General features: G+C 40.9%; 11 protein-coding genes. 1 reads left to right on the plus strand and 10 read right to left on the minus strand.

Annotated elements, in window-relative coordinates:
- Positions 1-9 precede the first annotated feature (9 nt).
- Entirely contained in the window at positions 10-1848 is a 1839-nt protein-coding gene (gene glmS, locus EG365_RS07625) for a glutamine--fructose-6-phosphate transaminase (isomerizing) (protein ID WP_000334189.1), read from the plus strand.
- Between the two features lie 85 nt (positions 1849-1933).
- Here the strand turns inward: glmS and murI are convergent, their stop codons facing one another.
- The 10 genes from murI to hutC all read right to left on the minus strand — a co-directional run bounded on the left by murI (position 1934) and on the right by hutC (position 14124).
- Complete coding sequence (gene murI / locus EG365_RS07630) at positions 1934-2734, minus strand: glutamate racemase (RefSeq protein WP_001063716.1); 801 nt, start codon at positions 2732-2734, stop codon at positions 1934-1936.
- Positions 2735-2757: 23 nt separating this feature from the next.
- A complete protein-coding gene (locus tag EG365_RS07635) occupies positions 2758-3396 on the minus strand; it encodes an HAD family hydrolase (protein WP_000415724.1) in 639 nt (212 codons plus the stop codon).
- A gap of 104 nt (positions 3397-3500) precedes the next feature.
- The gene (locus tag EG365_RS07640; protein WP_000797598.1) at positions 3501-5327 is read right to left on the minus strand and encodes a DUF885 domain-containing protein; all 1827 of its coding nucleotides are present in this window, start codon (positions 5325-5327) and stop codon (positions 3501-3503) included.
- Positions 5328-5580: 253 nt separating this feature from the next.
- The gene (gene hutG, locus EG365_RS07645) at positions 5581-6501 is read right to left on the minus strand and encodes a formimidoylglutamase (protein WP_001016889.1); all 921 of its coding nucleotides are present in this window, start codon (positions 6499-6501) and stop codon (positions 5581-5583) included.
- 10 nt (positions 6502-6511) lie between these two features.
- On the minus strand, positions 6512-7717 hold the full coding sequence (gene hutI / locus EG365_RS07650; protein ID WP_000737802.1) for an imidazolonepropionase: 1206 nt from the start codon (positions 7715-7717) through the stop codon (positions 6512-6514).
- Positions 7718-7768: 51 nt separating this feature from the next.
- Positions 7769-9181, minus strand: coding sequence for an amino acid permease (locus tag EG365_RS07655; RefSeq protein ID WP_000081464.1), 1413 nt, complete (start codon positions 9179-9181; stop codon positions 7769-7771).
- A 64-nt stretch (positions 9182-9245) separates the two neighbouring features.
- Positions 9246-10784, minus strand: a complete 1539-nt coding sequence (hutH, locus tag EG365_RS07660; RefSeq protein WP_000421600.1) for a histidine ammonia-lyase — start codon at positions 10782-10784, stop codon at positions 9246-9248.
- An 87-nt stretch (positions 10785-10871) separates the two neighbouring features.
- Entirely contained in the window at positions 10872-12548 is a 1677-nt protein-coding gene (hutU, locus tag EG365_RS07665) for a urocanate hydratase (protein WP_000214184.1), read from the minus strand.
- A 251-nt stretch (positions 12549-12799) separates the two neighbouring features.
- Complete coding sequence (locus EG365_RS07670; RefSeq protein WP_000593442.1) at positions 12800-13375, minus strand: HutD family protein; 576 nt, start codon at positions 13373-13375, stop codon at positions 12800-12802.
- On the minus strand, positions 13372-14124 hold the full coding sequence (gene hutC, locus EG365_RS07675; protein ID WP_001138319.1) for a histidine utilization repressor: 753 nt from the start codon (positions 14122-14124) through the stop codon (positions 13372-13374). The genes EG365_RS07670 and hutC overlap by 4 nt, the downstream gene beginning before the upstream one ends.
- Positions 14125-14269: the final 145 nt, after the last annotated feature.

The raw sequence follows: 14269 nt of genomic DNA on the forward strand, positions 1-14269 counted from the left end.
GATTGAAATATGTGTGGTATCGTCGGAGGCGTTGCAGAACGTTGTGTAACCGAGATTTTAATTGAAGGTTTAAAACGTCTTGAATATCGTGGTTATGATTCGGCAGGCGTTGCTTTACTCAATAACCAGCAAATTTTACGTGAGCGCCGTGTTGGTAAAGTTGCCAATCTTGCAGATGCTGTTTCAGAACACCAGCTTACTGGAGCAATTGGTATTGCGCATACCCGTTGGGCAACACACGGTAAACCGACCGAAAATAATGCTCACCCGCACATGTCAGGCAAGGTAGCAGTCGTTCACAACGGTATTATCGAGAACTATCAAGAGCTTAAAGATGACCTTCAAGCTTTAGGATATGTATTTACTTCTCAAACAGATACTGAAGTGGTAGCCCATTTAGTTGCAGAAGCTCTAAAAAATACTGATAGTTTACTTGAAGCAGTAGAATCTGTAGTTCCTCAGCTTAAAGGTGCCTATGCGTTAGGTATTATTCACAGCGATTACCCAGATGAACTCATTACTGTACGTGAAGGTTCACCACTTGTAATTGGTGTGGGTATTGGCGAGAACTTTATCAGTTCAGACCAATTGGCCCTTTTACCAGTAACAAACCGTTTTATTTACTTAGAGGAAGGCGATATTGCCCGTCTTACTCGTACTTCAATTGAAGTATTTGTAAAAGGTGAACGTGTTGAACGTCCAGTTAAAGAACTTGATGCAACTGTAAGCAGTGCTTCAAAAGGTGAATATAAACACTACATGCTCAAAGAAATTTATGAGCAGCCTGAAGCAATCAAACAAACAATTTCTCAAGCGCTTGATGGCAACAATTTACGTGATGATTTCTTGAAAGATGCTGATGCAGATTTCAGTAAACTTCAAAGTGTTCAAATTATTGCGTGTGGTACAAGTTATCACTCAGGAATGATCGCTAAATATTGGTTTGAACAGTTAATTGGTGTGCCATGCCAAGTTGAGATTGCGAGTGAGTTCCGTTATCGCTCACCAGTGATTGTGGAAAATACACTTTACATCTGTATTTCACAATCAGGTGAAACAGCGGATACCTTAGCTGCACTACGTGAAACTCAAAAACGTGCTAAAGCAAATAATATCGACATTCAGACTTTAACGATCTGTAACGTCGCAACTTCTTCAATGGTGCGTGAAACTGATCACCACTTATTGACACTTGCAGGCCCAGAGATTGGTGTTGCATCAACAAAAGCGTTCACGACTCAGCTTGCTGCATTAATGTTGTTAATCTTGAAAATTGGTCAAGTGAAACAACGTATTAGCAATGTGATGATTGAAGAGCTTGCTCGTGAATTGTGGCACAGCCCGAAAGTCATTCTAGATACGCTTAAGCAAGATGCTGAAATTTTACGTTTATCAGAATTGTTCGTTGAAAAACAACACTGTTTATTCTTAGGCCGAGGCACACACTATCCAATCGCTTTGGAGGGTGCATTAAAGCTTAAAGAAATTTCATATATTCACGCAGAAGGTTATGCGGCTGGTGAGTTAAAACATGGCCCATTGGCACTTGTTGATACTGAAATGCCAATCGTGATTCTTGCGCCAAATGACGAAATGCTTGATAAGCTTAAGTCGAATATGGAAGAAGTTCAGGCGCGTGGCGGTGAGTTATTCGTTTTTGCTGATGAAAATAGCGGTGTAGTCGAAAAAGATCGTCAACACGTTGTACAAATTCCAGCAGTAAACGAATGGCTTGCACCAATCATTTATAGCGTACCAGTTCAGTTGTTGTCTTATCACGTTGCTGTATTACGTGGTACAGACGTTGACCAGCCACGTAACTTGGCGAAGTCAGTAACTGTAGAGTAATTCAAAAAAGATCATTATTAAGGCATCACCTGCTTTAATAACTGATTTATTAAGCCCGATATGCATTAATTGCCTATTGGGCTTTTTATAGCTCTACAGCTTTTACAGACAATTTCTCAGATAACAAAGAAAAAGTAACGTCCGCAACTTCCAACGGGTCTGAACTGGTCCAAATAATATGATTCCCCTCATTTGGACTTTCAGAACTTAAATGATATTGATTGAGCTGCCGTATTAATTGCGCTGTCACAGCTTCCGAAGGCTCAATAATTTGAATATCACGGCCTACAATTTCCTGAATCGTATCTGAGACAAATGGATAGTGTGTGCATCCTAAAATAATCGTATCGACTTTTTGCTCGACCAACGGCGCCAAAATATTTTTTAAATAATCTTTAACTTCCGCGGTATGTGCTTTGCCCGTTTCGATTTTTTCAGCTAAGCCAATACAAGGCACTAAAGACACTTTAATATCTTGCGCATACGTTTCAATTAAACTTTTTAAATTTTTACCCTTTACCGTGGTGGCAGTTGCCAAAACCGCAATATGCTTACTTTGAGTGATTGCTACTGCCGGTTTTACGGCGGGTTCTATTGCAATAAGTGGCACATTAATTTGCGCTCTAATCGTTTCAATCGCTACAGCCGTCATGGTGTTACAAGCAATTACGATCGCTTTGCATTTGCCCTGAGCAACTAAGTTTGAAATTAAATGCGTGGTTCGTGAAACAATCCAGTCGCTTTCTTTGTCTCCATACGGGACATATTTCGAGTCAGCGAAATAGATAATGTCTTCATTCGGAAGGGCCTGCCGAATATGCTTAAAAAGAGACAACCCACCTAAACCAGAATCAATCATTCCAATCGGGTTGTTATTGTTATTCATGGTTTGTCCTGCATTTCATATATTCAGAAAAATTTTTTCATGGTTGCCAAGTCTGTTAGCACGACTTTGGGCTGAATGGTTTTTAATTTTTCAGCCGATGTATAACCCCAACCTACCGCAGCAAAATCAATGCCTGCTTTATGTGCAGCTTCGCCATCAGTCGTTTGGTCACCAACATAAATAGCCTGCTCTTTATTTAAATTCAAAATGTTTAGAACACGCTTAATTCGTTTAGCTTTACCAAATATAGACGAGCCACCATCAATATGGCTAAAAAGTTCACATAGTTCTGTACCAAGAATACTTTGACAGTTTTCTTTAGAGTTTGAAGTAATAATTGCGAGCGTATATCCCCGCTTATGTAGTTCTATTAGCTGATCCCGCATGCCTTCAAACATGTAAACTTCTTGATCTCTTTCTTTCATTAAACGAATGAAATCTTTGGCAATCCAAGGCAGTTTCCACCTAGAAACATTCATCTCTTTCATAATTTCTTTTGGTGAAAGATGTTTGTACTGCTCTACTTCATGTAGCTCTACAGATTTAAATTTATGCTTCTTGGCAAGCTGATTTAATGCCCCTAAAAAGAAGCGAAAGGAGTCGACTAAAGTACCGTCCATATCAAAAATAATAGCTTGGTATTCTTTTAAAGATTTTTCCATTTTAAAGTTCTGAAATAAAATATATTTTTTATAATTATATTCTGTTTTCTATTGGTTTTTAAATCAGGCCCTTCGAGGACCTGACCTAAATTTTGATTTTTGTTTTAAGCTGCCGCTTTTTGTTCCTTAATCCAATTTTTAATACGGGCATCCAGTATATTTAAAGGCAGTGTTCCTGCATTTAAAATCATGTCATGAAACGTTTTGATATCAAAACGATCTCCAAGCTCCTGTTTTGCAAGCTCCCGTAGCTCTAAAATTTTGAGTTGACCCATCTTATATGCCAATGCTTGGGCAGGAATAGCGATATATCGGTCTGCCTCTGCCTGAATATCGGGTTCATCTAAAGCTGAGTGTTCTCGCATAAAATCAATCATTTGCTGACGGGTCCATTTTTTATAGTGTACGCCAGTGTCCACCACTAACCGACAAGCACGGAACAACTCACTCGAGAGTCTTCCATAGTCTGAAAGCTGGTCTTTATAGAAACCAACATCTTTACCCAACTGCTCGGCGTAAAGTGCCCATCCTTCAATGTAGGCGGTGTGGTTGGGTTGCTTTCGGAACATCGGCAAATTTGGTAGGTTTTGGGCAATATCAATCTGCATATGGTGGCCGGGAATTGCTTCATGGTAAGCGGTTGCTTCCATTGATATTTTGGAACGTTCAGAGAAATCGCCAGTATTTACATATACCTGTCCCGGCCGTGAACCATCAGGCGTTCCTTGATGATACTCCGCACCTGCCGCTTCTTTTTCGCGATATTGCTCTACAGGTAAAACCTCGACTTTATTTTTGGGTAATAAACCAAACAGCTTCGGCAGCTCTGGTTGCATTTGGGCAATATACCCGCGATAAATCTCTAAAATTTCTTCACGAGATTTTGGGAAAACCGCAGGATTTGTCTTTAATGATTGTTGGAAACTTTTTAAATTATTGAAACCTTGTGCTTTGGCAATTTTCAGCATTTCCGCTTCTATCCGAGCAACTTCTTTTAATCCGAGCTGATGAATAGTTTCAGGGCTTTCAGAGGTTGTCGTATTGTTTTCTACATAAAAGCGATAGAGCTCTTCACCGTTTGGCAAGCTCCATATACCCTCGTGTTGTCGTCCATAGGGTAAGTAATCTTTCTGAATAAACGTCCCGAGTTTTTGATAAGCAGGCCGTACATTCTGGTCTATGACCTGTAGTACTTCACGGCTTAAACGCTCTTGTTCTGCTTTCGAAATGTTGTTTGGAAATTGCTTTAATGGAGAAGCAAACACACTGTCCTTTCCTGCTGGAGTTGCAATGCTATCAATCTGCTTTGCCACCTTTTCAATTAAATATTTGGGTGGCATCAAGCCATCTTTTTGTCCTTGTTTCGCTAACTGAATACCTTGCTCAAGAATAAGAGGAATTTGTTTTAAACGAGAAATATAGTCTTGATATTGTTTAGCATTATCAAATGGAATCGAACTAATAAATCCCGGAAATTGTAAATGTAGTCCCCACATTTGATTGAAAGGCATCTCATACAATTTCAAATCATAATATTTAAGTGACTCTTTCAACTGATAAATCATTAAATCTTTATTTAATTGATCAGTTGCTGAAAACCCTGTGCTATCAATTGCTTCAAAACGTTTTAAAAAATTTTGCGTAGTTTTTTTATCTTTCTCAATCTGAGTTTTTGAAAACTTGGTCCACCGATTGTTGTAGCGTAAATCACCTAAAGTCGTTGCAATTTCAGGATTATTTTTTAAAGTATATTCCCACTGCTCTTGTAAAAGCTGGTTTAAAGCTTTCACCCGAACAGAGATATCACTCTTTTGTTTAGATTGTGATTTTTCGATGGTATTCGTATTAATTTCGGGGTTTGCAGCACCAGAAGAATGAGACATCCAAAATAAAACACTGATACAAGCAAAATGTAAGGTTCTGTTTTTCATTTAATTATCCAAACATATTTAACAAAGGTTAAAATAAAGACAAAACAAATTACGTGCCAAGCAGCATATAAAATAGTGTAAAAATCGAGTATTTTTTAACTCAATGATTTTATAAATTAATTTTCTTTTTAATTAAATTAATTATAGTTGCTATCTATATTCCGTATCTGACTTTAATTTACCAGAAAGTCAAAAAAAAGCGCACATGAGCGATCTCAGTGCACTTTTTCATTTCTACCTTAAAAATTGTTTCTCAAGAAAACAAATATTGATAAACAATATAGGCAGCCAACTTTGCAGTTCTATTGTCTAAATCAAATTTTGGATTGCACTCAGCAATATCTAAAAGTTTGATTTTTCCAGTCTCTTGAATATGCTTAAAAATTGCTTCAAAAGTCGCTAAATCAATTCCTTTTACAGCAGGTGCACTGACTCCCGGTGCAACCGCAGCCGTGAAGACATCTAGATCAATCGTAACGTACAAGCAGTCTACTTTTTCAATAAAAGCATCAACCGCTACGAGCACGTTGTTTAGGTTAAACATATTAACCTCATGATCACGTAAATATGAACAATTCAGCGCATCGGCAGTATCAAACAAAATTTTAGTATTGGCATGGTTGGCAACCCCAATACATAAATAATTAAATTGTTTTTGATGCTGTTCTGAAAGTCGAGCTGCCTGTAAAAAAGGTGTTCCAGAGGTGGCATGCTCTGCTTCACGCAAATCAAAATGGGCATCGAAATTAATAATGCCGATTTTTTTATTTGGTGCGTGGGCTTGTACATATTGGAACAGACCGCTAAAGCTGCCAAATGCAACTTCATGTCCACCGCCCAATACAACAGGTTTTAAGCCATGTTCTAGGCTATTTGCGACTTGTTCAGCTAATTCGCTTTGTGCTTGCTCTAAATTGCCATATTCACAGGTCACCGTCCCCAAATCGACAATACTGACTGGACGATGAATTGGTAAGTTAGCAAGTTGGGTACGAATCGCATCTGGTGCGTCGGCAGCACCAACACGGCCTTTATTACGTTTTACGCCTTCATCAGAGCTAAAACCAATCAGGGCAAATTCAGCATGTTGGGTGGTGTTCACTATATGGTGAATACGTTGATGTGCCTCACCCTCGCCATCATGTCGGCCTTGCCATTTAAATGTGTGATTCATGTGACACCGTTTAAAAAATAACTTCTTGTCCATGCTGAACGACTCGCTTAGGCAAATCTCCGCCCAGCCAGTAAACAATTTCAGATGGATGCTCAATATCCCAAGCGACAAAGTCAGCGACTTTACCCTGCTCCAAACTACCGTGTGTTTGCTCTAAACCGAGCGCTTGTGCAGCATGAATAGTGACACCTGCTAATGCTTGCTCAGGTGTCAGACGGAATAGCGTACTGCCCATATTCAGCATTAAACGCAAAGAAAGTGCCGGAGATGTGCCGGGGTTTAAATCGCTCGATAGCGCAATACGCACGCCATGCTTAATCAGACTTTCAATCGGTGGGTATTGGGTTTCACGCAATAAATAAAAGGCACCCGGTAATAACACTGCAACTGTGCCTGACGCTGCCATTGCTTTGACGTCATCTTCAGTCATGTATTCTAAATGGTCGGCCGACAAAGCATGATAACGTGCTGCTAAGCTTGAGCCACCTAGCGATGAAAGCTGTTCAGCATGAAGTTTAACGGGTAGCCCCAATGATTGTGCCGTTTTAAAAACACGTTCAACCTGAGCTGGCGAAAATGCTAAATGCTCACAGAACGCATCAACTGCATCGACTAAGCCTTCAGCATGTAGTTTAGGCAGCATTTCGGTGCAGATATGCTCGATATAAGCATCGCTTTGATCTTTGTACTCTGGCGGTAACGCATGGGCAGCCAAACAGGTACTTTTGACCGTCATCGGTAATTTTTCACCAATTTGACGGATTACACGCAGCATTTTGCGCTCGTTTTCGTAATTGAGTCCGTAGCCAGACTTAATTTCAATGGTGGTGACACCGTCTTGCTGCATACAGCGAATACGTTTCAGTGCTGAGTTTAAGAGTTGTTCTTCACTGGCTTCACGTGTTGCGCGTACTGTACTTGCAATACCGCCACCGCTTGCTGCAATTTCAGCATAACTTACACCTTGTAAGCGCTTTTCAAACTCAACACTACGATTGCCACCAAATACGCTATGCGTATGACAGTCGATGAACCCAGGGGTTACCCAAGCACCATTTAAGTCAACTGTTTCGGAATAAGTGTCGGTAGGAAGTTGTTGTTGTTTTCCAATCCAGTGGATGAGATGCCCTTCGGTAACAATTGCAGCATCTTCAATGTAGGAATATTGCCCATTTTGCATGGTGGCAATATGGCAGTTTTGCCAAAGTTTTTTCATTAGCCTATCCTCGAAACTGCCCAACAGTAAAACTATTGGGCAGCTGATTTGTTAGCTTTCCATTTCTATGTTTTGCTGGACAGGCTCACTTTCCTTTCCCAAGCTTTGCTCTGGTTTTACCCAAATACGATAAGCAATAGTTAAGAGAGCAAGCCAAGTGATTCCTACATAAATTGCAGGACGCGAGTCTGGGAAGTAGCCCATCATCACTAAAATGAACACCATAAAACCGATTGCAAAAGCAGGGGCATATGGCCAGCCAAATACAGGGAAATCAAGTGCCTTAATTTCAGCAGTAGATAATTTACGGCGCATCGCGACTTGCGAAAGCAAGATCATGAGCCATACCCAAACAGTTGCAAACGTTGCAATTGATGCAATGATGACAAACACATTTTCAGGAATCAGGTAGTTCAGCACGACGCCAATTAACAGTACGCCAGCCATAACCACAACAGTCATCCAAGGCACGCCATTACGCGATAATTTTTGGAAAATTCGAGGTGCTTGACCACGATTTGCCATACCGTACAACATACGGCCTGCACCAAACACATCACTATTAATTGCCGAAATTGCAGCAGTTACCACTACAATATTTAAAATATTTGCAGCAGATTTAATGCCTAAGTTTTCAAAAATTTGTACAAACGGACTGCCTTGGCTACCAATCTGGTTCCATGGGAAAATCGACATGAGTACAAAGATGGTTAGTACATAGAAAAGTAAAATACGTACCGGAACAGCATTAATTGCTTTCGGTAAAGTGGTTTTCGGGTCTTGTGATTCACCTGCTGTAATACCAATAATTTCGATACCACCGAAAGCAAATACCACTACAGATAAACATGCAACCAAGCCTGCAATGCCATGTGGCATAAAGCCTTCATAGATCCATAAGTTTTGAATCCCCGGCACTACACTGCTATGGTCAGCATGGAAGCCATAGAACATCAAACCTAAGCCACCTAAAATCATGGCAACAATGGCACTCACCTTGACAATTGAGAGCCAAAATTCGAGTTCACCAAAGACTTTCACATGAATGAGGTTAATTGCGCCCAAGAACATGATGAGAGACAAAATCCAGATCCACCGTGGGACATCGGGATACCAGAACCCCATATAAATACCAAACGCAGTGACATCGGCAATTGCAACAATCACCATCTCAAAAACATAAGTCCAGCCTGTCGTAAAGCCGGCCAAAGGACCAATGTATTGAGAAGCATAGTGGCTAAATGAGCCAGAGACAGGGTTATGGACTGCCATTTCACCCAGTGCGCGCATCACAATATAAATTGCAATCCCTGCAACGATGTACGCAAGTAATACTGAAGGCCCTGCCATTTTAATAGCAGTTGCCGAACCATAGAAAAGCCCAGTTCCAATTGCTGAGCCCAATGCCAAGAAACGAATGTGGCGGGTGTTTAAGCCCCGCTGTAGTGTGGAGTTTTGTGACATTATAATCTCCAATCCTTGAGGAAATTTAGTTGGATTCGGCCACTCCATGTGACCGTTTTATCAATCACACTTCAGATAAACTAGGGAGTAGTTTTGGAATGAGTAACTCGTTTAGGCAACCACTCGCAAGCAATTCACTAGCCTGTTCGATATCAGGAGCAAAGAAACGGTCTTCACTGTAGTAAGGAACTTGGTCGCGCAAGATTTTACGAGCTTGTTCAAGTTTAGGCGAGCTTTTTAAACCTTCACGGAAGTCTAGACCCTGACAAGCGCCTAACCATTCAACAGCTAAAATGCCGCGAACGTTATCAGCCATATACCAAAGACGTTTACCAGCATTTGGAGCCATCGATACATGGTCTTCTTGGTTGGCTGAAGTCGGTAAGCTATCCACACTTGCAGGATGTGCAAGCGCTTTGTTGTCACTTGCAAGAGCAGCAGCGGTTACCTGAGCAATCATAAAGCCCGAGTTAACACCACCATTTGCTACCAAGAACGGTGGAAGCTGTGACATATGACGGTCCATCATCATGGAAATACGACGTTCAGACAGTGAACCAATTTCTGCAATTGCCAATGCTAAATTGTCGGCCGCCATTGCAACAGGTTCTGCATGGAAGTTACCACCAGAAATCACGTCACCTTGTTCAGCAAACACAAGCGGGTTATCAGATACAGCATTTGCTTCAATTTCTAATACTTCAGCAGCCTGACGGATTTGAGTTAAACATGCACCCATCACCTGTGGTTGGCAACGTAAAGAATATGGGTCTTGAACTTTGCCACATTCTTCATGTGAACGAGAGATTTCACTCGAATCAGTCAATAAATCGCGATAAGCCGCAGCCACATCAATTTGACCACGTTGGCCGCGTACTTCGTGAATACGCGCATCGAAAGGTGCACGTGAACCAAGCATTGCTTCAACACTTAAGCCACCACAAACTGTCGCGGCAGCAAATAAATCTTCTGCTTCGAATAAGCCGCGTAAAGCGTAAGCTGTTGAAACCTGTGTACCATTTAAAAGTGCCAAACCTTCTTTAGCCGCTAAAGAAATTGGTTCTAAACCTGCAATTTTTAAAGCTTCAACTGCTGGTAACCATTCACCTTTATAACGTGCCTTACTTTCACCAAGTAAAACTAAAGACATGTGTGCAAGTGGTGCCAAGTCGCCAGAAGCTCCTACTGAACCTTTAAGTGGAATGTGTGGGTAAACTTCAGCATTAATTAAGGCCAACAAAGCATCAATGACTTTACGACGAATACCAGAGAAACCACGTGCCAAGCTATTTGCTTTCAATAGAATAATTAAACGAACCATTGCATCATCAAGTGCTTCGCCTACACCTGCCGCATGCGAAAGAACTAATGAACGCTGTAATTTTTCTAAATCTTCAGGCGCAATTTTAGTTGAGGCAAGTAAGCCAAAACCTGTATTAATACCGTAAGCTGTACGTCCTTCATTTACAATTTGCTCTACACAAGCCACGCTTGCATTAATTGCAGATGAAGCACTTTCATCTAGTTTAACTTTAATTGGGTTGAGGTAAGCTTGACGTAAATCGGCTAAGGTCAGTTTTCCCGGTTGGATCAGTAATTCCATGTTGGCTTCCTAATTTTTTGCACTATATTCTGCTGAGACGGTGCTTTTCACAATTGCAAAAAGCACCGCCAGTTCTTCCATGTATTTTTATTGGGTGATCATTGGCAAGTGTAGGCCTTGCTCTTTGGCACAGTTAATCGCAATTTCATAACCTGCATCGGCATGACGCATAACACCTGTTGCAGGGTCATTGGTTAGTACGCGAGCAATACGTGCAGCAGCTTCATCTGTACCGTCACACACAATCACAACGCCTGAGTGTTGAGAGAAGCCCATACCTACACCACCACCATGATGTAGAGACACCCAAGTTGCGCCGCCTGCTGTATTTAACAATGCATTTAATAAAGGCCAGTCTGATACTGCATCTGATCCGTCTTGCATTGCTTCAGTTTCACGGTTAGGACTTGCAACCGAACCTGAGTCTAAGTGGTCACGACCAATCACGATCGGTGCAGACAATTCACCGCTACGAACCATTTCGTTAAATGCCAAACCAAGTTTTGCACGTAAGCCCAAACCTACCCAGCAAATACGCGCTGGTAAGCCTTGGAAACTAATACGTTCACGAGCCATGTCTAACCAGTGATGTAAATGCTCATCATCAGGAATTAACTCTTTAACTTTGGCATCTGTTTTATAAATATCTTCTGGGTCACCAGAAAGCGCTGCCCAACGGAATGGACCAATACCGCGACAGAACAACGGACGGATGTATGCAGGTACGAAGCCTGGGAAATCAAAAGCGTTTGCTACGCCTTCTTCTTTCGCCATTTGACGGATGTTATTACCATAGTCAAATGTTGGAACACCCATTTTTTGGAAATCAAGCATGGCTTGTACGTGTTTTGCCATCGACTGTTTTGCAGCTTTTACAACAGCTTCCGGTTCTGTTTTCGCGCGTTCACGATATTCCTCCCAAGTCCAGCCTACTGGTAAGTAGCCATTAAGTGGATCGTGTGCACTTGTTTGGTCAGTCACCATGTCTGGACGTACACCACGGCGTACAAGCTCAGGTAAAATTTCAGCAGCATTACCATGAAGTGCGATTGAAATTGCTTTACCTTCTTTTGTATAGCGATCAATACGTGCTAAAGCGTCGTCTAAATCAGTCGCTTGTTCATCTACATAACGAGTACGTAAACGGAAATCGATACTTGCTTGTTGGCATTCAATGTTTAAAGAACATGCACCTGCAAGTGTTGCAGCTAAAGGCTGAGCACCACCCATACCGCCTAAACCAGCAGTAAGAACCCAACGACCTTTTAAATCACCATTGTAATGTTGGCGACCTGCCTCAACGAAAGTTTCATAAGTACCTTGTACAATACCTTGGCTACCAATGTAGATCCACGAACCCGCTGTCATTTGACCGTACATTGCCAAAGCTTTAGCGTCTAATTCGTTAAAGTGTTCCCAGTTTGCCCAGTGCGGTACAAGGTTTGAGTTTGCAATTAAAACGCGTGGCGCATCTTTATGAGTTTTAAATACACCTACTGGTTTGCCTGATTGAACTAATAAAGTTTCGTCAGTTTCAAGATTTTTTAGCGTATCTACAATTTTGTCGAAACATTCCCAGTTTCGTGCTGCACGGCCAATACCACCGTATACCACCAATTCTTTCGGGTTTTCTGCAACGTCCGGATCAAGGTTATTCATCAACATACGCAATGGGGCTTCAGTTAACCAACTCTTAGCCGTTAATTCAGTGCCGCGTGGTGCACGAATTTCTACATCACGAAATTTTGTTGTCGTTGTTGTCACAGTCGGACTCCTTCCTTTGAGCTTACATCAGCAGAACATCACTTGTTTCTGCATTTGTATAGTAATGTATTAACTTGTATATACATCTATATACTACACAAATATTTTTCGGCGTGAAGAGGCTTGCTCGTATTTTTTTTAAAAAGTTGAATAAACTTATGAATTAAATTAATTTATTTTTATATCTGACATAAAAAAAGCACATATCTTCTAACAAGACATGTGCTTTTTAATCAGTAAATGATGTCTTTTTAACGTTGAATTAACTCAATGATATAGCAACTTTTGAGCTGTTTTTTTGGAAAATTGATTGATGTGACACCAGATTTTTTCTCAATTTTTAGCGTCTCATGAGCAGCAAGCTGAACGGAATGCTCATCAACGTTCACTTCCGTTTCACTACCCTGATTAAAAATAAAAATCAGGTCTGCCGAACTTATAAATTCCTGCTCCGCTGCCTCATTCAACCACTGAAAACGGGCATGAAACTTTGCAGGATCATAAATTAAATTTAAATCCCGAATTGCACCGTCTACCAGTTCACTTTGGACCTGACTTTCACCATGAAAAGCAAAAATATCGCCCTGTTTCAGCTTTTTGGCAGGAAGGTCATCGACATGCAGTACCATGCCCTGCCCATCGAGTACGCTAATAATGCGTTGCTTATTCGGAAATAACGAAAATGGTCCAGAAGTTGTTACATCTGCCATCGAAATGCGCCACTCAAAGTCGGCTTCACCTTGGCTTCGAGCAATTTCTAAAGTAAAGCCTGCACCATTTTTCCAAAGCATTTTTGTATATTGATCGGCCCTGATCAATTTAATCATGGATTAAATTTCCCTTCGAGATAATAGCGACTGCCCGGATAAATCAATCGTGCACTTGAAATGAGTTGTTTGTTTGACCATGTGCGACGGCGGATGAGTAAACACGGTTCAGCTTTAGTAATCTTTAACCACTTACACTCTTGAGGCGATGCTAAAACGGCCTCAACAATGTGTTCACCTTCTGTCACGGGTGCTTTTGCCATGAGGTAAGCATTTGGGGTAATGGTTTTAAAATCTTGTTCTAAATAATCTGGAATCAGTGCCGCATCAACTAAACGATCTTCGACCTGAACAGGCACATCATTTTCATAATGCACAATAATCGAGTGAAATAATTTTTGCCCTTCGCGAGTCTGCATTAACACGCTTTGCTCTGCATTTGCATAAATTTGTTCTAAGACTAAAACTTCAGCATGGTGCTTATGGTTTCGTGCAATAATCTCATCGGCAATATTGTTAATTTGAAAAAGTGCAGTTCGGCCTTGCCCTTCAGCAACGAAAGAACCAACACCCTGAATTCGAACAAGTAAGCCTTCTGTTGTTAACTCACGTAGCGCACGGTTTACCGTCATACGGCTACAGCCGAGTTGATTAACCAGTTCACTTTCCGAAGGAATTTTTTTATTTACAGCCCAAGAGCCTTCATAAATCTTTTGTGAAATCAGCTGTTTTACGCGCTGATATAAAGGAACTGGACTATCAGCTTCAATCGAAAGCTCAGTATGTTCTTGTTTTGATGTTCTGGGCATAACAAATACTCAAAAAGGCAGCAGGCAAAAAGGTATTTTAGTTGACATGCTATGTATATACAACCACATACAACATGTTAATTTATGAATTAAATATATTTTAAAAAGTTTAAAAAATAAACATAGCTCGACAAGAGCTAATTTA

It is taken from the genome of Acinetobacter sp. FDAARGOS_494, assembly GCF_003812225.1.
Classification (GTDB): Bacteria; Pseudomonadota; Gammaproteobacteria; order Pseudomonadales; family Moraxellaceae; genus Acinetobacter; species Acinetobacter baumannii.

What these genes read in the sequence shown, in the direction of transcription:
- EG365_RS07670 (WP_000593442.1), bottom strand. Translation starts at nt 13,375, where the DNA reads ATGATTAAATTGATCAGGGCCGATCAATATACAAAAATGCTTTGGAAA.
- murI (WP_001063716.1), bottom strand. Translation starts at nt 2,734, where the DNA reads ATGAATAACAATAACAACCCGATTGGAATGATTGATTCTGGTTTAGGT.
- glmS (WP_000334189.1), top strand. Translation starts at nt 10, where the DNA reads ATGTGTGGTATCGTCGGAGGCGTTGCAGAACGTTGTGTAACCGAGATT.
- hutI (WP_000737802.1), bottom strand. Translation starts at nt 7,717, where the DNA reads ATGAAAAAACTTTGGCAAAACTGCCATATTGCCACCATGCAAAATGGG.
- hutC (WP_001138319.1), bottom strand. Translation starts at nt 14,124, where the DNA reads ATGCCCAGAACATCAAAACAAGAACATACTGAGCTTTCGATTGAAGCT.
- hutH (WP_000421600.1), bottom strand. Translation starts at nt 10,784, where the DNA reads ATGGAATTACTGATCCAACCGGGAAAACTGACCTTAGCCGATTTACGT.
- EG365_RS07640 (WP_000797598.1), bottom strand. Translation starts at nt 5,327, where the DNA reads ATGAAAAACAGAACCTTACATTTTGCTTGTATCAGTGTTTTATTTTGG.
- EG365_RS07635 (WP_000415724.1), bottom strand. Translation starts at nt 3,396, where the DNA reads ATGGAAAAATCTTTAAAAGAATACCAAGCTATTATTTTTGATATGGAC.
- hutG (WP_001016889.1), bottom strand. Translation starts at nt 6,501, where the DNA reads ATGAATCACACATTTAAATGGCAAGGCCGACATGATGGCGAGGGTGAG.
- EG365_RS07655 (WP_000081464.1), bottom strand. Translation starts at nt 9,181, where the DNA reads ATGTCACAAAACTCCACACTACAGCGGGGCTTAAACACCCGCCACATT.